This window comes from Streptomyces gobiensis, from assembly GCF_021216675.1.
GTDB classification, from domain to species: domain Bacteria; phylum Actinomycetota; class Actinomycetes; order Streptomycetales; family Streptomycetaceae; genus Streptomyces; species Streptomyces gobiensis.
This window is the reverse complement of the sequence record NZ_CP086120.1, coordinates 4,513,302-4,537,948: the sequence shown is the minus strand read 5'-3', so window position 1 is coordinate 4,537,948 and position 24,647 is coordinate 4,513,302. Positions and strand designations below refer to the sequence as shown.

The following is a 24,647-nucleotide window of genomic DNA, read 5'->3' as shown; positions in this document are numbered from 1 at the left end:
TTCTGCCACGGCGGCAGGCTATGCGCCCGCCTCAGCCGCGGTCTTGTACGTTTCTGCGGGCTCGCTGATAAGCCCCGGGCGGTACTCCGACGATCCGGCGGAAGTGGCGGCCCAGATGCGGCTGATCGGTGAAGCCGACGGCGACCGCGGCCTCGGCCGGCGGGACCCCGGCCTCCAGCAGCAGCCGGGCACGGCGGATCCGGGCGTTGGTGAGCCAGGTGTGCGGCGGCATCCCGTAACGGTCGCGGAAGGCCCGTAGCAGCGCGAAAGGGCTGGTGCCCAGCTCGGTGGCGAGCTGTTCCAGGGTGGGTGGGGCCGTCATCCGCTGTTCCAGGACCTCCTGAGCGCGGGCGGCGTCCAGCGCCCCGGCCGGGTGGATCGTACGGGCCGGCAGGAGGCCGCCGTGGCGGCGCAGCAGCCGGGCGATGGCGACGCGCAGCAGGCTGTCGGCGGCCAGCGCGTTGCCCTCCTCGGCGGCCCGGTGCACCGCGGCGATGAGGTGGGCGGCCTGCCGGTCGTGGACCGCGGTCTCGGCGAATCCGGCGGTGCCGCGCAGGGTGGTGGTTTCGGCGGCGATGCCGGCGACGAGATGTGCCGCCGGATAGAGCGTGGCGTAGGCCCACCCCTCGGGGGCTCCGGCACGTGCGGTGTGCGGTACCTCGGGGTTGATCATGACGACGCCGCCCGCGCCGACCCGTTCGGTGCCGTCCGGCAGTCCGACTTCCTCGAGCCCCCCGGTGATCGCGCCGAGGGTGTAGCCGTCGTGTGCGTGGCGTGGGAAGGCATGCCGGATATAACGGGCACGGAGGAGATCCAGGTCCGGAAGCTGGTCGTGCTGCCAGTGCCGCGCCCACTCCTTGTCCCCCATGGGTCCATTCTGCGCTGTCGGCCGTTGTCAGTGGTGGGGTGCACGATGGGGGCATGGCTCAGTCTTCGGCTCTCGATGGCTTCGCCCCCGCGACCGCCGCCTGGTTCAGGGGGGCGTTCAGCGCGCCCACGGCTGCCCAGGAGGGCGCCTGGCGGGCCATCGCGGCGGAGTCGGACGCCCTGGTGGTGGCCCCGACCGGGTCCGGTAAGACCTTGGCCGCGTTTCTGGCGTCGCTGGACCGGCTGGCGTCCACGCCGCCGCCCGCGGAGCCCATCAGGCGCTGCCGGGTGCTGTACATATCGCCGCTGAAGGCTTTGGCGGTCGATGTGGAGCGGAATCTGCGCAGCCCCCTCACCGGGATCCGGCAGGAGTCGGTGCGGCTGGGGCTGCCGGAGCCGGATATCCGGGTGGGTATCCGTTCCGGGGACACCCCAGCGGCTGAGCGGCGCTCGATGGCCCGGCGGCCACCGGACATTCTGATCACGACGCCCGAGTCGCTTTTCCTGATGCTCACCTCGGCGGCGCGGGACGCGCTCTGCGGGGTGGAGACGGTGATCCTGGATGAGGTGCACGCGGTGGCCGGGACGAAGCGCGGGGCCCATCTCGCGCTCTCCCTGGAGCGGCTGGATCAGCTGTGCAGTGCTCAATCTGCGCGGCTCCGCCACGACCGCCCGGCGCGGCGTATCGGGCTGTCCGCGACCGTACGGCCCGTGGAGGAGGTCGCCCGCTTTCTCTCTCCGCAGCGTGCGGTGACGATCGTGCAGCCGCCCTCGGGCAAGGAGTTCGACCTGAAGGTGGTCGTGCCGGTCGAGGACATGGGTGAGCTGGGCGGCTCCCCGGTGCAGGACTCGGGCGGCGGGGAGAAGCCGTCGATCTGGCCCTCGGTCGAGGAGCGGATCGCGGATCTGGTGCAGGCACACCGCTCGACGATCGTCTTCGCCAATTCCCGGCGGCTGGCCGAGCGGCTGTGCAATCGGCTCAATGAGATCGCCTATGAGCGGGCGACCGGTGAGCCCCTGCCGGAGGCGCACTCCCCCGCCGAGCTGATGGGTGGTTCGGGGGTGGCCGAAGGGGCGCCGCCGATTCTGGCGAGGGCGCACCATGGGTCCGTATCGAAGGAGCAGCGGGCGCGGGTCGAGGAGGATCTGAAGGCAGGGCGGCTGCCGGCCGTGGTGGCCACCTCCAGTCTGGAGCTCGGTATCGATATGGGGGCGGTGGATCTGGTCGTACAGGTCGAGTCGCCGCCCTCGGTCGCCTCCGGGCTGCAGCGCGTGGGCCGCGCCGGGCACCAGGTGGGGGCGGTCTCGGCCGGGGTGGTCTTTCCCAAGTACCGGGGCGATCTGGTGCAGTCGGCCGTGGTGACCGAGCGGATGCGCGAGGGGGCGATCGAGTCGCTGCGGATTCCGGCCAATCCGCTGGATGTGCTGGCCCAGCAGCTGGTGTCCATGGCGGCCATGGACACCTGGGATGTGGATGAGCTGCTGGCCGTGGTGCGCCGGGCGGCGCCGTTCGCCTCGCTGCCGGAGTCGGCGTACACGGCGGTGCTCGACATGCTCGCCGGGCGGTATCCGTCCGATGCCTTCGCCGAGTTGCGGCCCCGTCTGGTGTGGGACCGGGTGGCCCATACGGTCACGGGGCGCCCGGGTGCGCAGCGGCTGGCGGTCACCTCGGGCGGGACCATCCCGGACCGGGGTCTCTTCGGGGTCTTCCTGGCGGGGGCCGATCCCAGGAAGGGCGGGGGCCGGGTCGGTGAGCTCGATGAGGAGATGGTCTACGAATCCCGGGTGGGCGATGTCTTCACCCTGGGCACCACCTCTTGGCGGATCGAGGACATCACCCGGGACCGGGTGCTGGTCTCCCCCGCCCCCGGGGTGCCGGGGCGGCTGCCCTTCTGGAAGGGCGACCAGCTGGGGCGGCCACTGGAACTGGGCCGTGCGCTGGGCGCGTTCCTGCGCGAGCTCAGCGGGCTGGGCGCGGATGCGGCGCGGGAGCGGCTGGGCCGGGCCGGGCTCGATGAGCTCGCCGTCGGCAATGTCCTCAGATATCTGGAGGAGCAGCGCGCCGCCTGCGGCCATGTCCCCGATGACCGCACGATCGTGGTGGAGCGGTTCCGCGATGAGCTGGGTGACTGGCGGGTGGTGGTGCACTCTCCGTTCGGCGCCCAGGTGCACGCACCGTGGGCGCTGGCGCTCGGCGCCCGGCTGTCCGAGCGGTATGGCATGGACGCCCAGGTGATGCACGCCGATGACGGGATTGTGCTGCGGCTGCCCGACGCGGATCTGCTGGGGCTCGACTGGGACGCCAATCCGCTGGGGCAGGACACCACCGCTTATGACACCGAGCAGGCTCCGGTGGGCGCGGCCGATGTGCTCTTCGACAAGGGCGAGGTCGACCAGCTCGTCACCGACCAGGTCGGCGGCTCGGCCCTGTTCGCCGCCCGCTTCCGGGAGTGCGCCGCCCGCGCTCTGCTGCTGCCCCGCCGCGATCCGGGCAGGCGCACCCCGCTGTGGCAGCAGCGCCAGCGCGCCGCCCAGCTGCTCCAGGTGGCCAGTGAGTTCGGCTCCTTCCCGATCGTGCTGGAGGCGGTGCGCGAGTGTCTGCAGGATGTCTTCGATGTGCCGGGCCTCACCGAGCTGATGGGCGATATCGAGGCCCGCCGGGTTCGTTTGGTCGAGGTCACCACGCCGGAGCCGTCGCCCTTCGCGCGGTCGCTGCTCTTCGGCTATGTCGCGCAATATCTCTACGAGGGCGACTCCCCGCTCGCCGAGCGCCGCGCGGCAGCGCTGTCGCTGGACTCGCGGCTGCTGGCCGAGCTGCTGGGCCGGGCGGAGCTGCGTGAGCTGCTGGACGCCGAGGTGCTGGCGGAGTTGGAGCGGGAGCTCCAGTGGCGCCCGGACTCTTCCGGGGTGCGCCGGATCAAGGACCCCGAGGCGGTGGCCGACGCGCTGCGGGTGCTTGGCCCGCTGACCGAGGCGGAGCTGGCCGAGCGGGGCGCCGAGCCCGGTTGGGCCGGGGAGTTGGCGGCCGCGCGGCGCGCCATCCGCGTCCGGGTGGCGGGGCGGGAGCACTGGGCCGCGATCGAGGACGCGGGGCGGCTGCGCGACGCGCTGGGTGTGGCGCTTCCGGTGGGGGTGCCCGAGGCGTTCACCGAGCCGGTGAAGGATCCCCTTGGGGATCTGCTCGGCCGTTACGCCCGTACGCACGGCCCCTTTACGACCCAGCAGGCCGCCGCCCGCTTCGGTCTCGGCACCTCGGTGGCCGACGGGGCGCTGCACCGGATGACGGCCGAAGGCCGCCTCGTACAGGGTGAGTTCCACCCGGCGGGTGCCGGGCAGGAGTGGTGCGAGCCGACCGTGCTGCGGCGGCTGCGGCGGCGCTCGCTGGCCGCGCTGCGCCAGGAGCTGGAGCCGGTGCCCGGGCCCGCACTGGCGGCGTTCCTGCCCCGGTGGCAGCATCTGGAGGCCGGTGGGCTGCGCGGTGTTGACGGGCTGATGCGCGCTGTTGAGCAGCTGCAGGGCGCGCCCGTGCCCGCCTCCGCCCTGGAGAAGCTGGTGCTGCCGGGGCGGGTGACCGGATACGGTCCGGCGCTGCTGGATGAGTTGACCGCCGCCGGTGAAGTGGTCTGGGCGGGCGCCGGAGCGCTGCCGGGCAAGGACGGCTGGGTTTCGCTGTATCCGGCCGACAGCGCGCCGCTGTTGCTGCCGCCGCCGCATCCGCTGGAGCTCACCCCGTATCACCGGGCGGTGCTGGAGGCTCTGTCGGGTGGCTACGGGCTGTTCTTCCGGCAGATCGCCGACCAGGTCCGGTCCATGGACCCCGAGGTCACCGACCCTCAGCTGGCCGATGCCATCTGGGACTTGGCCTGGGCGGGACGGCTCACCAACGACACCCTCGCCCCACTGCGCAGTCTGCTGGGCTCGGGGCGTACGGCGGGTTCGACCGCGCACCGTGCCAAGCGGGCTGTGCCCCGCGGGCGGTATGGCTCGCTCGGTGTGCGTACTGCCTCACGGAACGGCCCGCCGACCGTCGCGGGCCGCTGGTCGCTGCTGCCGGAGCGGGAGGCCGATCCCACGCTGCGGGCCCACGCTCTGGCCCGTACGCTCCTGGACCGGCACGGTGTGGTGACCCGGGGCGCGGTCGCCGCCGAGGGCGTCGAGGGCGGATTCGCGGCGGCGTACCGGGTGCTGTCGGTGTTTGAGGAGAGCGGCCAGGCACGGCGGGGCTATGTGGTGGAAGGGCTGGGGGCGGCCCAGTTCGCGGTGGAGGGCGCGGTGGACCGGCTGCGCGCGGTACATACGGCCCGGGAGCGGGACCAGCGGCACCGGGCCGTTGTGCTGGCCGCCGCGGATCCGGCCAACGCGTACGGTGCGGCCCTCCCCTGGCCCGAGCCCCCGGAGGGCGCCGCCCATAAGCCGGGCCGCAAGGCGGGTTCCCTGGTGGTGCTGGTCGACGGCGAGCTGGTGCTGTATCTGGAGCGCGGCGGCAAAACGCTGCTGGCCTGGCACACCGAGGGTGCGCTGCTGGACGCCGCCGTGGAGGCGCTGGCGCGGGCCGCCCGCGCGGGGACGCTGGGCACGATCACCGTTGAGCGTGCGAATGGTGGCGCCGTGCTGACCGACCCGCTGGGCCGGGTGCTGGAGGCGGCTGGCTTCCATCCGACGCCGCGTGGACTTCGGCTGAGACCCTGACGCCATGCCCGAAGGAGATACGGTCTGGCGCACCGCGCGGCATCTCGACGCGGCGCTGTCCGGTGCGCGCCTGACCCGTGGCGAGCTGCGGGTGCCGAGGTTCGCCACGGCTGACCTCACCGGCCGCGAGGTCCTGGAGACCGTCTCACGCGGCAAACATATGCTGACCCGGCTTGAGGGCGAGCTGACGCTCCACTCCCATCTGGGGATGGACGGCGCCTGGCGGGTACACGCCCCGGACGAGCGCTGGCGGGGCGGTCCCGCGCACCAGATCAGAGCGATCCTGGGCACCGCCGCGCACACCGCGGTCGGTTACCGGCTGCCGGTGCTGGAGCTGCTGCGCGGCCGGGACGAGTCCACCGCTCTCGGCTATCTCGGGCCGGATCTGCTCGGCCCCGACTGGGGCCCGGAGGAGGCGCTGCGCAGACTCCTCGCCGAGCCCGCACGGGCGGTCGGCGAAGCGCTGCTCGACCAGCGCAACCTTGCCGGGATCGGCAATATCTACGGCTCCGAGCTGTGTTTCCTTGCCCGGGTGCCGCCGTGGACGCCTATCGGCGAGATCCCTGGCCCCGGGCGCCTGGTCGCCCTGGCTCACCGGCTTTTGCTGGCCAACCGGGACCGGCGCCGTAGCCGGCTGTGGGTGTACGGGCGGGAGCACCGCCCGTGCCTGCGCTGCGGCTCGCGCATCCGCACCGCCGAGCTCGGCGGCCGCCCCGCCTACTGGTGCCCCACCTGCCAGCCGGGCACCCTTTCTTGACGGTGGCTGCGCATCGCTGCCAGCGGAGGGATTCCCCTAACCCGGCCCCTTCCCGAAACTGGGGGCTCGCGCCCCCAGACCCCCGCCATGTTGTGGGCACTCGCAGCCCCGCGAGGGGCTGTGGGTGGGCACAACACCCGGCCACCGGCCCGCACCGGCAAACCCCGGGGCCCCGGGGCGAAGCCCCGGTCTCCGGGAAGGGGCGGGATACGGGGACACCCACGGGCATGGCCCGGCAACGGGCCACCTGGCGAGCCCGCGCCAGGGCTCCCGCGCCCGGGGCGCAAGCCCCGCCACGCGGCGGAGCCGCAGATCGGTACAGCCGGAAACCCGGGGGTGCAAGCCCGGAACAGTCGCCTACGGCGGGGCAGCCGGGGACGTGCGGCCGGGCAGCAGACTGCTGAGCGTGACGCGGTCTTCGTACCGCACCGCGCTGACCGGCACCAGCCCCCACCCGCTGACCAGCGCCAGCGCCTCCAGCAGCCCCGGCGAATCCGGGCGGGTGAACAGCCGCCAGAGTGCCACCCACCACACCACGGCGAAGCTGGTGGCCAGCAGCGCTCCGACCAGTCGGGATATTCGCATGGCAACCATGCTCCCCGACAGCGCGCGTCCGCGCGACCACGCACAGTGCCGGGGCCGTCCGGGCCCCGGCACAGGGTCTTGCGTGAGTGCGCGTCAGGCAGCGACGACGTCCACGGCCTCCGCGGGCCGCTTGATCGTTACCCGCTCATCCGGGTGCCCTGTGACGGAAGTCACAGATACCGGGTTGAGCATGGGCCGCATAGGCGCGGGCACCGCGTCACTCGCGGCGGACTGCGCCAGCTCGGCAAGGGCCAGCTCGTCGCTGACCTCACGCATCAGCTCGGACATCCGGACGTCCAGCGCATCGCAGATCGATGACAGCAGCTCGGAGGAAGCCTCCTTCTGCCCTCGCTCGACCTCGGACAAGTAGCCGAGTGAGACGCGCGCGGACGCGGAGACTTCGCGCAGGGTGCGGCCCTGACGCTGGCGCTGCCGACGCAGCACGTCACCCAGCAGGCGACGGAGCAGAATCATCGGTGGCTCCCTCCTCGGACCGCGGACCTGGATCCTTCATGCCCCACCGTACCGCCTACAACCGTGGCAGTGCGGTGAGCGATGTCGTGTTCACTCAGGGCTGCAAACATCCATTCCCCCCACCGTGTTCCCTATCCTTTCCCCTGCATTTTCGATCAATTCCCTGTACAGCAGTGTCAAAGCCGCTTGTACGCTGCCCTCCCGGATCGCGGCGCGGTCCCCGTCAAGGGTCAGCAGCTCGGCCACCGGGCGGCCCTCGCCGGGCCCTGCGACGGCCAGATATACGGTCCCGACCGGCTGTCCGTCCTGCGGCTCGGGCCCGGCCACACCGGTGGTGGCCAGCCCCCAGTCGGCGCCCAGCAGAGCCCGTACGCCCGTAGCCATCCGCCGGGCGACCTCAGCGTCCACGGCTCCGCGTTCGGCCAGCAGAGCGCCGTCCACGCCCAGCAGCCGCTGTTTGAGTTCGGTGGCATAAGCCGTGACCGAGCCGCGGAAGGCCCGGGATGCGCCGGGGACGGCGGTGAGCTGGGCGGCGACCAGGCCACCGGTCAGCGATTCGGCGACCGCGAGGGTCTGGCCGCGGTCGGTCAGGAGCGTGAGTGCCTGGGCGGCGGTCTCACTGGCCATGGGCGCGCTCCGCGGCCAGTCCGGACCGGCGCAGCACCACCGCCTGGCGGATGTAGTCCAGGGCGGTGCCGACAGTGAGCAGGACGGCCACTGCCATCACCCACCAGCGCAGGGTTGCCAGCGGGCCGGTCAGCACCAGGATGTACATCCCGACCGCGACGCCCTGAGCGAGGGTCTTGAGTTTGCCGCCCCGGCTGGCGGGGATGACACCGTGCTTGATCACCCAGAAACGCATCAGGGTGATGCCCAGCTCCCGGGTGAGGATCACGCCGGTCACCCACCAGCTCAGATCGCCCAGCGCGGAGAGGCAGACAAGGGCGGCTCCCATGATCGCCTTGTCTGCGATCGGGTCGGCGATCTTGCCGAAGTCGGTGACCAGGTTGTAGCGCCGGGCCAGCTCACCGTCGAAGAGGTCGGTGATCATGGCAATGGTGAAGGCCGCCCAGGCGAAGGAGCGCCATGCCGGGTCGTGCCCGCCGTTGGCGAGCATCAGCGCCACAAAACCCGGGACCAGAACGAGCCTGACCATGGTGAGGATGTTGGCGATGTTCCACAGGCTCACCTGCCGGGCCGCGGTCCGCTTCGGCTTTGCCATCGACCCACCACCCGCCGCGGAGGCCGGGACGCCTGTCATCTGCCCGCCTCCTCACCCAGTGGTTCAGCGATCAGATCCACGCCCTCCGTCGCCACCACCTTGGCTTCGACCATACGTCCGGGAGCGAGGTTCATGCTGTCAGCGCTGGTGAGGAGGGTCTGGCCATCGGTTTCCGGCGCCTGGTGCGCGGCCCGGCCCAGCACGGCTCCCCCAGCGGTCCCGGCAGTCCCGGCAGCCTCCGTGTCGACGGATTCGACGGATTCGACCAGTACGGACAGCGTCTCGCTCAGCCGCTCCTCAGCGCGCTGCGCGGTCAGCTCCTCGGCGAGCCGCCCGATGTGCGCCAGACGCTCGGCGACGACCTCCGGGTCGGTCTTGTCCTGGTAGGTGGCTGCCTCGGTACCGTCCTCGTCCGAGTAGCCGAACACCCCGATGGCGTCCAGCCGCGCGCCGGTGAGGAAACGCTCCAGCTCGGCCAGATCGTCCTCGGTCTCCCCGGGGAAGCCCACGATGAAGTTCGACCGGATGCCGGCCTGCGGTGCCTTCGTACGGATGGTGTCCAGCAGCTCCAGGAAGCTGTCGGTGTCCCCGAAGCGGCGCATCGCGCGCAGCACACCGGGGGCGGAGTGCTGGAAGGACAGGTCGAAGTAGGGGGCGACCTTCTCGGTGGAGGTGAGTACGTCGATCAGGCCAGGGCGCATCTCGGCAGGCTGGAGGTAGCTGACCCGGACCCGCTCGATGCCGTCGACGGCCGCCAGTTCGGGCAGCAGGGTCTCCAGCAGCCGGATATCGCCGAGGTCCTTGCCGTAGGAGGTGTTGTTCTCGGAGACCAGCATGATCTCCTTGACCCCCTGCCCGGCCAGCCAGCGGGTCTCGCCCAGTACGTCGGAGGGGCGGCGGGAGATGAAGGAGCCGCGGAAGGACGGAATGGCACAGAAGGAGCACCGCCGGTCACAGCCGGAGGCGAGCTTGACCGAGGCGACGGGGCTGGACTCCAGGCGGCGGCGCAGCGGGGCGCGCGGGCCGGAAGCGGGGGCGACACCGTCCGGCAGGTCGGCCGGCGCGGGGGCCAGGTCCCCGTGTCCGGGCAGCGCCACTTCGGCGTGCTGGCGCTCGGCCGGGCTGATCGGGAGCAGCTTGCGCCGGTCACGTGGGGTGTGCGGGGCGTGCACACCGCCGGAGAGGATGGTCTGGAGCCGGCCGGAGATGTCGGTGTAGTCGTCGAAGCCGAGCACACCGTCGGCTTCGGGCAGTGCCTCGGCGAGCTCCTTGCCGTACCGCTCGGCCATACAGCCCACAGCCACCACGGCCTGGGTCTTGCCCTGGTCCTTGAGGTCGTTCGCCTCGAGCAGGGCGTCAACGGAGTCCTTCTTGGCGGCCTCGACGAAGCCACAGGTGTTGACGACGGCGACGTCGGCGTCCGAGGCGTCCTCGACGAGATCCCAGCCATCCGCCGCCAAACGGCCTGCCAGCTCCTCCGAGTCCACCTCGTTACGGGCGCAGCCAAGTGTGACGAGAGCGACGGTACGGCGTTCGGGCATGGGCTCAGCGTACTTTGTCCCGGCAGGTCCGCCGGTTCACCCCTGCCCGCAAGAGCTGCCCCGCAGTCCCCGGCGGGCTGCCGACGCCCACCACGGCCGCCCCGGCCGCGCTGCCGGAACGCCCCGTCAACCCAGGATTACGCGGCGATACGCCACCCGGCATCAGCCCTGTTCAGGGTCGCCCTTCGTATAGCTGACGCGCTGCACCTGGCCGACGTCGCCGATCCTGTCGACCTTCTTGCCGTTGACAAAGAGATTCACCGCTCCGGCGTTGCCCAGCACCAGGTCGATCTGTTTCTTGTCGGTGAAGGTCTTGGAATCGCCGTCCTTCAGCACGCCCTCGTGGATCAGCCGTCCGGTGTGGTCCTCGGCCGAGATCCAACTGTTACCGCCGTCGGCGGTGAGCTTCACCGTGACCTTGTCGGCCGGGGCCGCCGCGATGGCGCTGTCGGAGGGCTCCGCTTTGGCGTCGGTGGGCTTGGTGGGGCTGGGCTTCGGCTTCGGCGGCGGGCTGGACTGGGTGGCCTCGGCGACCGTGTTGCCGGTGCTGGTTTCGTCGTCGCTGAACAGCGTGAATCCGACGAAGCCGACCACCGCGACAATCGCGGCCACCATGGCCGCGGTCCAGTTGGGACGGCGCGGCTCGGGCCTGATCCGCTCCGCTTCGAAGAGCGGTGCCGCCGGGGTCGCTTCGGGACGTCCACCGTATTCAGCGTCGAACTGTTCGATGAGTCCGGTCGGGTCGATGCCGACGACTCTTGCGAGCGTACGGATATGCCCACGGGCGTAGACAGCGCCGCCGCACCGTGAGTAGTCATCCTGCTCGATGGCGTGCACGATGGGAACGCGCACGCGGGTCGTCGAACTGACCTCATCGACAGTCAGTCCTGCGTCGATACGGGCCTGCTGTAGGACTCGACCAACCGAAGGCCGGTCGTCTTCCGGGGAGTTGCCGATGGACACGGGGGCGCCTTTCGAGCGTGTAGCCACCTGCTGGGCACTCAGTCTACGGGGGGATGGAAAGGGTCGGGCAAGCGGGCGGACCGACTTTATCCGCCATCAGGGTCTGCGGCTGAAGGTATCTCTCCCCAGCTACTCAGCTAACTTGACGTATCGGCTGCGGAAACGGTTGCCCGGTTGCTCCTTATGAGTGAGTCTCCCCTCGGATCACGGCGAGCACGCCATCGAGTTCATCCGGTTTGACCAGCACGTCCCGCGCCTTTGATCCCTCACTTGGCCCTACGACGCCGCGTGACTCCATCAGGTCCATCAGCCGCCCGGCCTTCGCGAAGCCCACCCGCAGCTTGCGCTGGAGCATCGAGGTGGAGCCGAACTGGGTGGAGACCACCAGCTCCGCGGCCTGGCACAGCAGATCGAGATCGTCACCGATCTCCTCGTCGATCTCCTTCTTCTTGCCCTGACCGACCGTGACGTCTTCCCGGAAGACCGGCGTCATCTGCGCCTTGCAGTGCTCAACGACAGCGTGGATCTCCTCCTCGGTGACGAAGGCGCCCTGCATCCGGATCGGTTTGTTCGCGCCCATCGGGAGAAAGAGCCCATCGCCCTTGCCGATCAGCTTCTCGGCGCCTGGCTGGTCGAGGATGACCCGGCTGTCGGCGAGCGAGGAGGTCGCGAACGCCAGCCGGGAGGGCACATTGGCCTTGATCAGGCCGGTGACCACATCCACGGAAGGGCGCTGGGTGGCCAGCACCAGATGGATGCCGGCGGCCCGGGCGAGCTGGGTGATCCGGACGATCGCGTCCTCGACATCGCGGGGCGCGACCATCATCAGGTCCGCCAGCTCATCCACGATGACCAGCAGATAGGGGTACGGGGCCAGCTCCCGCTCGCTGCCCTCGGGCGCGGTCGCCTTGCCGCTGCGTACGGCGGCGTTGAAGTCGTCGATATGCCGGAAGCCGTAGGCGGCCAGATCGTCGTAGCGCAGATCCATCTCGCGCACGACCCACTGCAGGGCCTCGGCGGCCTTCTTGGGGTTGGTGATGATGGGCGTGATCAGATGCGGGATGCCCTCATAGGCCGTCAGCTCGACCCGCTTGGGGTCGACCAGCACCATCCGGACGTCCTCCGGGGTGGCCCGCAGCATGACCGAGGTGATCAGACAGTTGATGCACGAGGACTTGCCGGAGCCGGTGGCGCCGGCGACCAGAATGTGCGGCATCTTCGCCAGATTGGCCGCGACATAGCCGCCCTCCACGTCCTTGCCGAGGGCGACGATCATCGGATGTTCGTCGCCGACGGCGTCGGCGGTGCGCAGCACATCCCCGACGTTGACCATCTCGCGGTCGCTGTTGGGGATCTCAATGCCGACCGCGGACTTGCCCGGGATCGGAGAGATGATCCGGATATCCGGGCTGGCCACCGCGTAGGCGATGTTCTTGGTCAGTGCGGTGATCTTCTCGACCTTGACCGCCGGGCCCAGCTCCACCTCATAGCGGGTGACGGTCGGGCCGCGGGTGAATCCGGTGACCGAGGCGTCGACCTTGAACTCGGTGAAGACGGTGGTGAGTGAGGCGACGACGGCGTCATTGGCGGCGCTGCGGGTACGTCCTGGACCGCCGCGTTCGAGGAGGTCGAGGGAGGGCAGCGCGTAGGTGATGTCCCCGGCCAGCTGGAGTTGCTCGGCGCGCGGCGGAAGGGGCTCGGCGGGGGCGACGGGAGCGGACTTGGTGAGATCCGGCACCGGGGTGCGCTCCGTGCGCTCCTCGGCACCGGTGCCCGGAGTGCTCGAGGGGCGCGGAGTCCGCCCGGCGCGCTCTGCCGAGATACCGCTGCTGAGGTCGGCGAGGAGCGGCGAGGGCTGTACCCCGTGCAGCACGGCGCCGTCCAGGTCGGTGGCGGCCTCGGCGGCGACATCGACGGCGTCCAGTGAGCGCTCGGGGCCCGCGTCATTGATGGAGGGAGCCGACGTGGCAGCTGCTGGGTTTTTACGTGTGCGCCGGCTCGCCCAGCGCCGGTCCAGCGCCTCCTTCTCGGCGTGGACGGGGTCGATGTTCTTGCGGAGATTGGCCCTCCGGGGGCGGTGGCCCTCCTCCTCGTCTGTTCCGTAGCCGTAGTCGTCGCTGCCCTCGTGCTCGTCGGCTACGACTCCGAGCCGCACGCCGAGCTGCCGCAGCCGCTGGGGGATGGCGTTGACGGGGGTCGCGGTGATGACGAGCAGTCCGAAGACGGTGAGCAGGACGAGCAGCGGTACGGCGAGGACATCGCCGACGGTGAAGATCAGCGGCTTGGAGGCCACCCAGCCGATCAGCCCGCCCGCGTCCTGCATCGCCTCCGTGCCCTCGCCGCGCCCCGGTGAGCCGCAGGCCATATGCACCAGCCCGAGCACCCCGAGGACAAACGCGGACAGCCCGATCACGATCCGGCCGTTGGCCTCCTGCTTGTCCGGGTGTCTGATGAACCGTACGGCCATGGCACCGAGCAGTATCGGCACCAGCAGGTCGAGACGGCCGAAGGCGCCGGTCACCAGCATCGTGATGAGGTCGCCCACCGGGCCACGGAGATTCGACCAGGTACCGGCCGCGATGATCAGGGCGAAGCCGAGCAGGAGCAGCGCGAGACCGTCCTTGCGGTGCGCGGGGTCCAGGCCCTTCGCACCCCGTCCTATGCCACGCAGCAGCGCCGCCACCGTATGGGCGATGCCCAGCCAGATGGCGCGCACCAGACGGTAGACGCCGTTCGTGGGCGAGGGCGCGGGTGGCCTCGCCGCCGCCTTCTTCGCGGGCGCCTTCTTGGGAGAGGCCTTCTTCGCCGGGGCTTTCTTGGCGGCTGCCTTTTTCGCGGGGGCCTTCTTGGCCGCTTTGCCGGACGTACGTGAGGCCATGGTGCTGAGATTACCGTCGTCTGACGTGTGAGGCACGGATCGATGCCCGGGGATACGGGGTAACACGCCGTCAGGCGTGTGGCGCCCGCTCAGTTCTGGGAGGGCAGCGACGCGGCGGAGCCTTCCGCTCCGGGCTCCAGGGCGTCAAGTGCTCGGCGCAGCCCGGTGAGTTTACGCTCCAGATGTGCGGCGGTCGCCACGGCCGCGGCATCCGCCGCGCTCTGGGAGTCTCCGAGTTGCTTGGACAGCGCCTCGGCCTGCTCCTCCACTGCGGCGAGCCGCGCGGAGAGTTCGGCCAGGAGTCCCGCGGGCTCCTTGGTGTCGCCGGTGGCGGGCTGGCTGCCCTCGAGCTGGAGCCGCAGCAGTGCGGCCTGCTCACGGAGCTGCACATTTTTCATATACAGCTCAACGAAAACCGAGACCTTCGCGCGCAGCACCCATGGGTCAAAGGGCTTGGAGATGTAGTCCACCGCGCCCGCCGCGTAGCCACGGAAGGTGTGGTGCGGACCGTGGTTGATCGCAGTAAGGAAGATAATCGGGATATCCCGGGTGCGCTCACGCCGCTTGATGTGCGCGGCCGTCTCGAATCCATCCATGCCCGGCATCTGGACATCCAGCAGGATCACTGCGAAATCGTCCGTGAGCAGTGCCTTGAGCGCTTCCTCCCCTGACGATGCCCGCACCAGCGTCTGATCGAGCGCGGAGAGAATGGCCTCCAGCGCCAGCAGATTCTCCGGCCGGTCATCGACCAGGAGGATCTTGGCCTTCTGCACCATGGCCCGTCCTCCTCGCCCCGGCAGCGTCGAGGACGCCACCCCTGGGGACGACTCCTTTGCGCCGCCCGTCCTTGTGCCGGTCATGGTAGCCGCACCCCGCCACCCGCCACACCCTGTCACCGAGATGTCACTGTGCACGTAGCAGAAACGCTGCAAGGAACCAGAAGGTTCCCCGAACACCCCACTTCCACCTCAACCGGCCACAGTCAGTCAACATACAGCCCCTCGGTAAACCGTCGCATATCAGCCCGCACGCATCCATTGATCCATGACAGACAACAAGTGATCAGTATCCACCGGCTTAGTGACATAGTCGGAAGCCCCGGAGTCGATGCTCTTCTCCCGGTCTCCCTTCATCGCCTTGGCGGTGAGCGCGATGATCGGCAGCCCGGCGAACTGCGGCATCTTACGGATCGCCGCCGTCGTGGCGTAGCCGTCCATCTCCGGCATCATGATGTCCATCAGGACCAGCGCCACATCGTCGTGCTGTTCCAGCACTTCGATGCCCTCACGGCCGTTCTCCGCGTACAGCACCTGCAACCCGTTCTGCTCCAGCACGCTGGTGAGGGCGAACACATTGCGGATGTCGTCATCGACGATGAGCACCTTCTCCCCGCCGAACTCGTGGACGGGGCTGGCCGCCGTCACCAGATCCTGGCCGTTGTTCAGCCAGGACTCCTCCGGCGCCCGCCGCTGTCCCCGCTCCAGCGCACGCCGCTCGCCGGCGGCCGCCGCGCGCTGGCGGCTGCGCTGGGCGAGTGTGGCCGCCGCGCGCTCGGCATCGGGCTTCACGGGCGCCGTCTCCTCGCCCGCGGGCTCCGCCGCCTCCTCCGGCGCCGTCGCACGCTGCTCGCGCGCCGGGCCGATGGCGAGCGTGCCGGTGCCCAGCTGGCCGTATCCATGCGGGGGCAGTTCGGTCGGATGCAGCGGCAGATAGAGCGTGAAGGTCGAGCCACGCCCCGGCTCGCTGACGACGTAGATCTCACCGCCCAGCAGCCGGGCGATCTCCCGGCTGATGGACAGACCGAGCCCGGTGCCGCCGTACTTCCGGCTGGTCGTCCCGTCCGCCTGCTTGAACGCTTCGAAGATGACCCGCATCTTGCTCTGCGCGATACCGATGCCGGTATCGGTCACCGAGAAGGCGATCAGCTCGGCGTCGGCGTCCCGCAGGGAGCCGTGCTCCAGCATCTGCTCGCGGATCGAGGCAGGGACATCGGACTTGGCCGAGCGGATCACCAGCTCGACGGCGCCGGTGTCGGTGAACTTCACCGCGTTGGACAGCAGATTGCGCAGCACCTGCAGCAGCCGCTGCTCATCGGTGTGCAGCGTCGCGGGAAGCTCCGGTGAGACCCGTACCGAGAAGTCCAGGCTCTTCTCCGCGGTGAGCGGCCGGAAGGTGGCCTCGACATAGTCGACCAGCTGCACCAGCGCGATACGAGTCGGGCTGACGTCCATCTTGCCCGCCTCGACCTTCGACAGATCGAGGATGTCGTTGATGAGCTGCAACAGATCGGATCCCGCGCCATGAATCGTCTCGGCGAACTCCACCTGCTTCGGGGAGAGATTTCCCTCAGCGTTGTCAGCGAGCAGCTTGGCCAGGATGAGCAGCGAGTTGAGCGGGGTGCGCAGCTCATGCGACATATTCGCCAGGAACTCCGACTTGTAGCGCATGGAGACCGCGAGCTGTTCGGCGCGCTCTTCCAGCACCTGCCGGGCGTCCTCGATCTCAGAGTTCTTGATCTCGATATCGCGGTTGGTCTGAGCCAGCTGCGCGGCCTTCTCCTCCAGCTGGGCGTTGGAATCCTCCAGTGCCTTCTGCCGGCTTTCCAGCTCGACCGAGCGGTCCTGTAGCTGCTCGGCGAGCTCCTGCGACTGCTTCAGCAGGACTTCGGTCTTCGTATTGACGCTGATGGTGTTGACGCTCGTGGCGATCATCTCAGCGATCTGGCTGAGAAAGTCCTTCTGGATCTGGGTGAAGGGCTGGAAGGCCGCCAGCTCCAGCACGCCCAGAACCACACCCTCAAAGACAACCGGCAGCACGATCACATGGGTGGGCGGGGCTTGTCCGAGCCCTGAAGTGATCTTGAGGTAGCCCGCCGGAGCGTTCTCCATCAAGATGGTGCGCTTCTCCACCGCCGCGGTACCGATCAGGGAGTCACCGGGCGCGAAGGTGGTCGGCATCGAGCCGTGTGAGTAGCCGTACGAGCCCAGCAGCCGCAGCTCGTACGAGCCATCCGTGCCCCCGCCCACCCCGGCGTCCTCCACCCGGGAACCGGTGGGTACGGCCAGGAAGAACGCGCCGTGCTGTGCGGAGACCGCGGGGGTCAGCTCGCTCATGATGAGTCCGGCCACGTCCGTGAGGTCACGGCGGCCCTGCATCAGCGCGGAGATACGGGCCAGATTGCCCTTGAGCCAGTCCTGTTCCTGGTTGGCGAGGGTGGTCTCCCGCAGGTTGCGGATCATCGTGTTGATATAGCCCTGGAGCTGCAGGATCTCTCCCGCCGCATCCACATCGATCTTCACCCCGTGGTCGCCACGGGTCACCGCGGTGGCCACCTCGGCGATCGCACGCACCTGACGGGTGAGGTTCCCCGCCATCTCATTCACGGACTCGGTGAGGTCCTTCCAGGTGCCGGCCACATCGCGGACCCGCGCCTGGCCGCCCAGCTGGCCCTCGGTACCCACCTCGCGGGCCACCCGGGTCACCTGATCGGCGAACGACGACAGCTGATCCACCATCGTGTTGATGGTCGTCTTCAGCGCCAGGATCTCGCCCCGCGCCTCGATATCGATCTTCCTGGTGAGATCGCCCTTCGCGATGGCGGTGGTGACCTGGGCAATGTTCCGCACCTGGCCGGTGAGGTTGTTCGCCATCGAGTTCACCGATTCGGTGAGGTCCTTCCACGTCCCCGCGACACCCGGGACCCGCGCCTGGCCGCCGAGAATGCCGTCGGTGCCCACCTCACGGGCCACCCGGGTGACCTCAGCGGCGAAGGACGACAGCGTCGTCACCATGATGTTGACGGTGTCAGCCAGCTGAGCCACTTCACCGCTGGTTTCGACGGTGACCTTCTTGGTGAGGTCACCGTTGGCGACCGCCGTCGCGACCTGGGAGATATTACGGACCTGGCCGGTGAGGTTGTTGGCCATCAGATTGACGTTGTCGGTCAGGTCCTTCCAGATGCCGGAGACCCCACGCACCTGCGCCTGCCCGCCGAGTTTGCCCTCGGTGCCCACCTCGCGGGCCACCCGGGTCACCTGCTCGGCAAAGGACGACAGCTGGTCCACCATCGTGTTCACGGTGGTCACCAGGGCCAGGATCTCGCCCTTGGCGTCAACGGTGATCTTCTTGGAGAGATCGCCCTGGGCTACCGCGGTGGTGACTTCGGCGATGTTACGCACCTGGGAGGTCAGGTTGTTCGCCATGCCGTTCACGGACTGCGTGAGGTCCTTCCAGGTGCCGGAGACACCCTTCACCTCGGCCTGACCGCCCAGCTGCCCCTCGGTGCCCACCTCGCGGGCCACCCGGGTCACCTGCTCAGCAAAGGACGACAGCTGGTCGACCATCGTATTGATGGTGGTCTTCAGCTCCAGGATCTCGCCGCGCGCATCCACATCGATCTTCTGCGAGAGATCACCGCGCGCCACCGCCGTCGCGACCTGCGAGATATTACGGACCTGAGCGGTGAGGTTCCCCGCCATACCGTTCACCGAGTCGGTCAGATCGCGCCAGACGCCCGCGACACCCGGCACCTGTGCCTGACCACCCAGCCGTCCTTCGGTACCGACCTCGCGCGCTACCCGGGTCACCTGGTCCGCGAAGGCCGAGAGCTGGTCGACCATCGTGTTGATGGTGTTCTTGAGCTCCAGGATCTCGCCGCGGGCGTCGACCTCGATCTTCTGTGAGAGATCACCACTCGCCACCGCGGTGGTCACCTGGGCGATCTGCCGTACCTGAGAGGTCAGGTTGCCCGCCATGAAGTTCACCGAGTCGGTGAGGTCCTTCCAGGTCCCCGAGACACCGTCCACCCGGGCCTGGCCGCCCAGCCGTCCTTCGGTGCCCACATCCCGGGCCATCTGGGTGACCTGCTCGGCGAACGACGACAGCTGGTCCACCATGGTGTTCACGGTGTTCTTCAGCTGGAGCATCTCACCGGACACATCAACGGTGACCTTCTGCGACAGATCACCATTCGCCACCGCCGTCGTCACCTCGGCGATATTGCGCACCTGGCCGGTCAGGTTGCGGAAGGCCGTGTTGACGGAGTCCGTCAGGTCCTTCCAGGTGCCGGCCGCGCCCGGCACCTGCGCCTGGCCGCCCAGCTCACCCTCGACACCGACCTCCCGCGCCACCCGGGTGACCTCAGCGCCGAAGGAGGAGAGCTGATCCACCATCGTATTGACGGTGTTCTTCAGCTCGAGCATCTCACCGGACACATCAACGGTGACCTTCTGCGACAGATCACCATTCGCCACCGCCGTCGTCACCTGGGCGATGTCCCGCACCTGAGCGGTGAGATTACGGAAGGCGGCGTTCACCGAGTCGGTGAGGTCCTTCCAGATCCCCGCCGCGCCAGGGACCTGAGCCTGGCCGCCGAGGACGCCCTCGGTGCCGACCTCGCTGGCGGCCCGGGTCACCTCATCGGCGAAGGTCCGCAGCGTCTCGGTCATCGTATTGATCGTGTCGGCGAGCTGCGCGACCTCACCGCGTGCGTTCACCGTGACCTTCTGCGACAGATCGCCGTTGGCCACCGCCGTGGTCACCTGGGCGATCTCCCGCACCTGCGAGGTCAGATTGCCCGCCATCGTATTGACGGAGTCGGTGAGGTCCTGCCATACGCCCGCCACGCCCTGCACCCGGGCCTGGCCGCCCAGCTCCCCCTCGGTGCCGACTTCCCGAGCGACCCGGGTGACCTCGGACTGGAAGGAGGAGAGCTGGTCCACCATGGTGTTCACGGTGTTCTTCAGCTCCAGCATCTCGCCGGCCACATGCACGGTGACCTTGCGGGACAGATCCCCCTTGGCGACCGCCGTCGTCACCAGCGCGATATCGCGCACCTGAGCGGTCAGCCGGGACGCCATCGTATTGACGGAGTCGGTCAGGTCCTTCCAGGAGCCGGACATACCGCGCACCTTGGCCTGACCGCCCAGCTTGCCCTCGGTACCGACCTCGCTGGCTACCCGGGTCACCTCGTCCGTGAACACCGAGAGCTGGTCGACCAGCCCATTGACGGTGCGGCCCACTTTCAGAAACTCGCCGCGCAGCGGATGCACGGAGCCGTTCGCGCCCTCAGCACGCAGCTCCATCCGCTGTTCAAGATCGCCCTCAGCGACCGCGGTGAGCACCCGCCCCACCTCGGATACCGGGCGCACGAGATCATCCACGAGCGCGTTGGACGCATCGATCGCCGCCGCCCAGGACCCTTCGCAGGCCCCCGCCTCCAGCCGCTCGGTGAGCTTGCCGTCCCGTCCGACGACGCGGCGCACCCGGGCCAGCTCGTTGGTCAGATGGAGATTACGGTCGGCGACCTCATTGAAGATGGCCGAGACCTCGGCCATCGGTCCTTCACCAGCGACGGTCAGACGTTTACGGAAGTTACCGTCCCGCATCGCCACGAGGGCGGTACGCAGCCGGTCCAGCGCCGCCGCATCCACCTCGATCGTCCCGCTCTTCCGGGACCGTCCGCCCTTCGCGCGCGTGCTTGCGCCCCGCGCCGCTCCGCCAGACTCCACCGTGTCCCTCCCGCAGGGTCGATCTTCCTCGCCCGGGCTTTCCCTTCGAGCCTTCCCAGTGTTTCACCCTGACCCAGTCAGGCGATAACAGTTCGGCAGCATCGCACACCGCCCTACTGACCTGTTCTACGGGGGAAACTCCGGCATCCGGCGCCCACGCGTACGGCGAACGTAAGTAACCTGGCCTCTGGCTGTCCATCCGCCCCGGTATGCCGGGCCGGGGGAACCCCGCCGAAGGCGCGGGACAGGGCGGTGGCGTGAGCACAAGGCAACGGAGGGGCGCGGCGGTGGACAAGCAGAGCGCCGAGCGGGGGCGGACCGCACGAGTGGGCGTTCAGCGGACATCCCGGTCACGGGCGCATACGGAGGGCGACGAGACACCACCCATGGGGAGACCAGTGATCACCGCACGAGCCGCGGCCACCTTTGAACCGGTCGGACGATCGGTAGCGGCCGCCCGCGGCTTTGTGCGGGACACCCTGCAGGGCTGGGGGCTCGCCGACATCATCGACGACGCCATCGTCCTCACCAGCGAGCTGGTCACCAACGCCGTGGTGCACGCGGGCACCTCCGCCGAGGTGTTCTGTCTGCGCGACGAGCGCGGCGTCCGTATCGAGGTGTCCGACCGCTACCCCGAGCGGGAACTCCCCCTGCAGGACGCCGGACGCCTGCACGGCAGCCCCGACCGGGAAGGCGGCCGCGGCCTGCTGCTGTGCGCCGCCCTGGCCACCCGCTGGGGCGTGGAGTACACCTCGTCCGACAAACGCGTCTGGTTCCGCCTCGACCTGCCCGAGCGCCCCATCGGCACCCGCGCAGCCGGCCCGGAGCTGCCCGACGCGGCCCTTCCCGTAGCCGAGACCCGGATGCGGGTCGCCGTCATCCAGGTCGACCGCGGCGGCACCATCGCCGCCTGGAACGACGACGCACAGGAACTTTTCGGCTACGCACCGGAGAAGGTCACCGGCAAGCCACTGACCGACCTGGCCGCCTGGCCGCACACCCCCGGCACCGGCACCGGCATCGCCGAGGCGCTGCTCCTCTCCCGCTGGGAGGGCTCCTACGGGGTGCGGGGCGCCGACGGCCGTACGATCCCCGTCTACGCCTCCCATCTGCGCGTACGCGACGCCTCGGGCGAGCCCTCCACCGTCTGTCTGCTGGTGCGCGACCAGGAGCGCGCCGTGCTCCAGTCCCCGCTACGCGCCCCGGCGACCGACAGCGCCGGCGTCTCCTCCGAGAGCCGCGACCGCTCGGGCTCCGACCCCTTCGAGGTCTTCATCGGCTCCCCGCCGCCCGATGACCTTGACGGGCTGCTCCAGCGCACGGTGGAACGAGCCCGCGACATGCTCGACGGCGACGCCGCCTATCTGCTGCTGGCCACCGATGACGAGACCGAGCTGGAGGTACGCGCCTCCACCGGCCTGCCCTCCGCCCGGCAGCGCTTCGCCCGCGTCCCCGTCGAGGCCGGCAGCGGACGGTACGGCAGCGCCCGGATGCCCTCGGTGCACGAAGACCTCACCGTCGTACCCGGCGCGATGCCCCTGCTCGCCGGGACCGGGATGCGTTCGGTCGTCACCGTCCCGCTCAAGGTCGAAGGCCGCCTCACCGGCTCTCTGGGCGTAGCCGCCGAGACCGCGGGCCGCTATACCAACGACGAGGCCCTGCGCCTCCAGTTCGCCGCCGACCGGATCGCGCTCGCCGTGGAATCCGCCCGGCTGACCGAGCTGGAGCGACTGCGCCGTGGCTCGCTCTCCTTCCTCGTGGAGGCCTCCGACCTTCTGGCGGGCACCCTGGACCGGGACCAGACCCTGGCGCTGATGGCCCAGATGACCGTCCCGACCCTGGCCACCTGGTGCGCCGTCTACACCATCGCCGACCAGGCATCCGAACCCGAGCTCTCCTATGTTCTGCACGAGGACGAGGACCGCATCGACGGCCTCAAGGCGCTGCTGTTGAAGGTCGATCCGCCAGAGCCCGTACTCGCCCCCGGCGCCCGGGTATGGACCTCCCCGACCGACGCCGCCCAATCGGCCGCGCTGCGCACCTCACTCCGCAGCCTGGTGCTCGGCGACCCGACGCTCTCCACTCCCGGTACCACGCTGGCCACCGCCTCGGCGGTGGGCGGTGAGACGGTCGTACTGCCGCTGGTTGCCCGCAACCGCGTCATCGGAATGCTGACCCTGGGCAAGCCAACCGAGGAACGCTTCCGCCAGGAAATCCTCGAGCTCGCCGAAGACCTCTCCCGACGGGCCGCCCTGGCCCTCGACAACGCCCGGCTGTACTCCGAACGCACCGCCATCAGCCAGTCGTTGCAGCGCAGCCTGCTGCCCCCGGAACTGCCCGAGGTTCCGGGTGTCGAAGTTGAGGTCATCTACCGCGCCGCGGGCGAAGGCAATGAAGTCGGCGGTGACTTCTACGACCTCTTCACGATCCGCGACGGCGCGTATGGCTTCGCGATCGGCGATGTCTGCGGCACGGGCCCCGAAGCCGCCGCGGTGACCGGTCTCGCCCGCCACGCACTGCGGTTGCTGGCCCGGGAGGGCTTTGGCGGCCCAGCGGTCCTGGAGCGGCTCAACGCCGCGATCCTCGACGAAGGGGCACGCAGTCGCTTTCTCACCCTGCTGTACGGCGAGTTGTGGCCGCACCCCGATGGCGGCGCGACCCTCAAGGTGGTCTGCGCGGGCCATCCGCTGCCGCTGCGGCTCCGTCAGGACGGCAGTGTCGAACCCGCCGCCGAACCACAGCCGCTGCTCGGCGTCATGGAGGATCTGGAGCTCTACGAGCAGACCTTCACCCTCGACCCGGGTGATGTCCTGCTGTGTGTGACCGATGGCGTCACCGAGCGCCGCGAGGCCGGTCGCATGCTCGGCGACGAGGGACTGGTGGATGTGCTCACCACATGCACCGGTCTCACGGCGGGCGCGGTCGCCGCCCGCGTCATGCGGGCCGTGGAGCGCTTCGCCGCCGATGCCCCGTCAGACGACATGGCGATCCTCGCCATGCGCGTCCCGGAGTAAGACGACGGAGTCCGAGCGCAACGCGAACGGCCCCCACCGACGGGCGAGGGCCTTCGTCATGGAGCCCCAAAACGGAATCGAACCGTTGACCTTCTCCTTACCATGGAGACGCTCTGCCGACTGAGCTATTGGGGCGCGCCGACGCAGAAAATCATACCCGACGCACAACGCACCGATGACCACCCATCCCCGGGTCCGGTCTTCAGCAGGCAGGCTCCATCAGCAGCCCACCGAGCGCGTTGCACGCCGATACGATCCGCTGCAACTCACGCCTCGTCATGGACGCCTGAATCGGCAACGCCAATGACTGGTCGGCGGCCCGCTCCGTCTCCGGCAACCACACATCGGCCCGGAACTCCCGGGTGCGGTGGGCAGGTGTCTGTATCGGGACGTGGCAGGAAACGCCACGCGCCCGCAGCGCACGCTTGAAGGCGTCCCGGTCCGGACGGCCATTGCCTGGTACGCGCACCACGTACTGCTCATAGCTGTGTTCCACTCCTTGCGCCACATAAGGAGGTATGACTCCAGTCAACCGAGCGTCAAGATACGCGGCACACTGCTGACGGCGCACGGCATCGGCCGAAGGGACGCGGACCAGTGGGTCATCGAACTCAACGATCCGCACGCCACGCCGCTGAGCCAGCTCATGCAGGCACACCATGTCCGCCGGGTGGCCGAACAGATGCACGGGCACGACGGCGGCGGTCCGCTCGGTGGCCACGGCCTCAACGGACGCTGGATCCAAGCAGTAGCTGTTGGCATCGATATCCGCGAAGACCGGCACGGCCCCCATGGCGCGAAGTACACGGGCCGTTGGCTCACCGCCGTACGACGGGAGCACAACCTCGTCTCCAACCCCCACACCAGCTGCGATCAACTCTCCTGTCCCCATGCCCGGATGCTCGCCGCGTGACATGAACACAGGGTGACAGAACGCAAAAAAGCCCGGGTCCCTGAACTGAAGTTCAGGGACCCGGGCCCAATGATTGTTCGGCGGCGTCCTACTCTCCCACACGGTCCCCCATGCAGTACCATCGGCGCTGAAAGGCTTAGCTTCCGGGTTCGAAATGTAACCGGGCGTTTCCCCTTCGCCAAGGCCACCGAAACACTTATGAAGTTCACAACCAAAAAAATTGGTTACCGGTTCT

The 24,647-nt window shown here is 69.3% G+C and carries 14 protein-coding genes, 1 tRNA gene and 1 rRNA gene; 3 read left to right on the top strand and 13 right to left on the bottom strand.

Going from position 1 to position 24,647, the window contains the following annotated elements:
• Window positions 1-31 precede the first annotated feature (31 nt).
• Window positions 32-868 (bottom strand): AraC family transcriptional regulator, encoded by an 837-nt coding sequence (locus tag test1122_RS21140; protein ID WP_232270730.1) that lies wholly within the window; start codon window positions 866-868, stop codon window positions 32-34.
• A gap of 53 nt (window positions 869-921) precedes the next feature.
• Here test1122_RS21140 and test1122_RS21135 point away from each other — a divergent pair, with 53 nt between their 5' ends.
• Together test1122_RS21135 and test1122_RS21130 are read left to right on the top strand one after the other, a co-directional pair.
• Entirely contained in the window at window positions 922-5,556 is a 4,635-nt protein-coding gene (locus test1122_RS21135; protein WP_232270729.1) for an ATP-dependent helicase, read from the top strand.
• Window positions 5,557-5,560: 4 nt separating this feature from the next.
• Complete coding sequence (locus tag test1122_RS21130) at window positions 5,561-6,313, top strand: DNA-formamidopyrimidine glycosylase family protein (RefSeq protein ID WP_232270728.1); 753 nt, start codon at window positions 5,561-5,563, stop codon at window positions 6,311-6,313.
• A gap of 357 nt (window positions 6,314-6,670) precedes the next feature.
• On the opposite strand, the gene test1122_RS21125 is transcribed toward test1122_RS21130, so the two are convergent.
• From test1122_RS21125 to test1122_RS21085, 9 genes are all read right to left on the bottom strand, one after another.
• Window positions 6,671-6,898 carry a hypothetical protein gene (locus tag test1122_RS21125; protein ID WP_232270727.1) on the bottom strand — a complete coding sequence of 76 codons (228 nt, stop codon included), beginning with the start codon at window positions 6,896-6,898 and terminating at the stop codon, window positions 6,671-6,673.
• Window positions 6,899-6,991: 93 nt separating this feature from the next.
• Window positions 6,992-7,372, bottom strand: a complete 381-nt coding sequence (locus test1122_RS21120; protein ID WP_232270726.1) for a helix-turn-helix domain-containing protein — start codon at window positions 7,370-7,372, stop codon at window positions 6,992-6,994.
• Window positions 7,373-7,462: 90 nt separating this feature from the next.
• Complete coding sequence (locus test1122_RS21115; RefSeq protein WP_232270725.1) at window positions 7,463-7,999, bottom strand: CinA family protein; 537 nt, start codon at window positions 7,997-7,999, stop codon at window positions 7,463-7,465.
• The gene (gene pgsA / locus test1122_RS21110) at window positions 7,989-8,633 is read right to left on the bottom strand and encodes a CDP-diacylglycerol--glycerol-3-phosphate 3-phosphatidyltransferase (protein WP_232270724.1); all 645 of its coding nucleotides are present in this window, start codon (window positions 8,631-8,633) and stop codon (window positions 7,989-7,991) included. The genes test1122_RS21115 and pgsA overlap by 11 nt, the downstream gene beginning before the upstream one ends.
• Window positions 8,630-10,135, bottom strand: coding sequence for a 30S ribosomal protein S12 methylthiotransferase RimO (rimO, locus tag test1122_RS21105; protein WP_232270723.1), 1,506 nt, complete (start codon window positions 10,133-10,135; stop codon window positions 8,630-8,632). Before rimO ends, pgsA begins: the two co-directional genes overlap by 4 nt.
• Before the next feature lie 162 nt (window positions 10,136-10,297).
• Entirely contained in the window at window positions 10,298-11,098 is an 801-nt protein-coding gene (locus test1122_RS21100; protein ID WP_232270722.1) for a helix-turn-helix domain-containing protein, read from the bottom strand.
• 181 nt (window positions 11,099-11,279) lie between these two features.
• Entirely contained in the window at window positions 11,280-13,976 is a 2,697-nt protein-coding gene (locus tag test1122_RS21095; protein ID WP_232270721.1) for a DNA translocase FtsK, read from the bottom strand.
• An 89-nt stretch (window positions 13,977-14,065) separates the two neighbouring features.
• A complete protein-coding gene (locus tag test1122_RS21090) occupies window positions 14,066-14,752 on the bottom strand; it encodes a response regulator (RefSeq protein ID WP_232270720.1) in 687 nt (228 codons plus the stop codon).
• Window positions 14,753-14,995: 243 nt separating this feature from the next.
• Window positions 14,996-20,485 (bottom strand): HAMP domain-containing protein, encoded by a 5,490-nt coding sequence (locus tag test1122_RS21085; RefSeq protein WP_232270719.1) that lies wholly within the window; start codon window positions 20,483-20,485, stop codon window positions 14,996-14,998.
• Between the two features lie 386 nt (window positions 20,486-20,871).
• Between test1122_RS21085 and test1122_RS21080 the strand changes: the two genes are divergently transcribed.
• Window positions 20,872-23,499, top strand: a complete 2,628-nt coding sequence (locus test1122_RS21080; protein ID WP_232272019.1) for a SpoIIE family protein phosphatase — start codon at window positions 20,872-20,874, stop codon at window positions 23,497-23,499.
• A gap of 59 nt (window positions 23,500-23,558) precedes the next feature.
• Here the strand turns inward: test1122_RS21080 and test1122_RS21075 are convergent.
• The 3 genes from test1122_RS21075 to rrf form a co-directional block, all read right to left on the bottom strand.
• Window positions 23,559-23,634, bottom strand: a tRNA-Thr gene (locus tag test1122_RS21075).
• Between the two features lie 67 nt (window positions 23,635-23,701).
• Window positions 23,702-24,391, bottom strand: a complete 690-nt coding sequence (locus test1122_RS21070; protein ID WP_232272018.1) for a DegT/DnrJ/EryC1/StrS family aminotransferase — start codon at window positions 24,389-24,391, stop codon at window positions 23,702-23,704.
• A 96-nt stretch (window positions 24,392-24,487) separates the two neighbouring features.
• Window positions 24,488-24,604: ribosomal RNA gene (gene rrf, locus test1122_RS21065) — 5S ribosomal RNA — on the bottom strand.
• Window positions 24,605-24,647 lie beyond the last annotated feature (43 nt).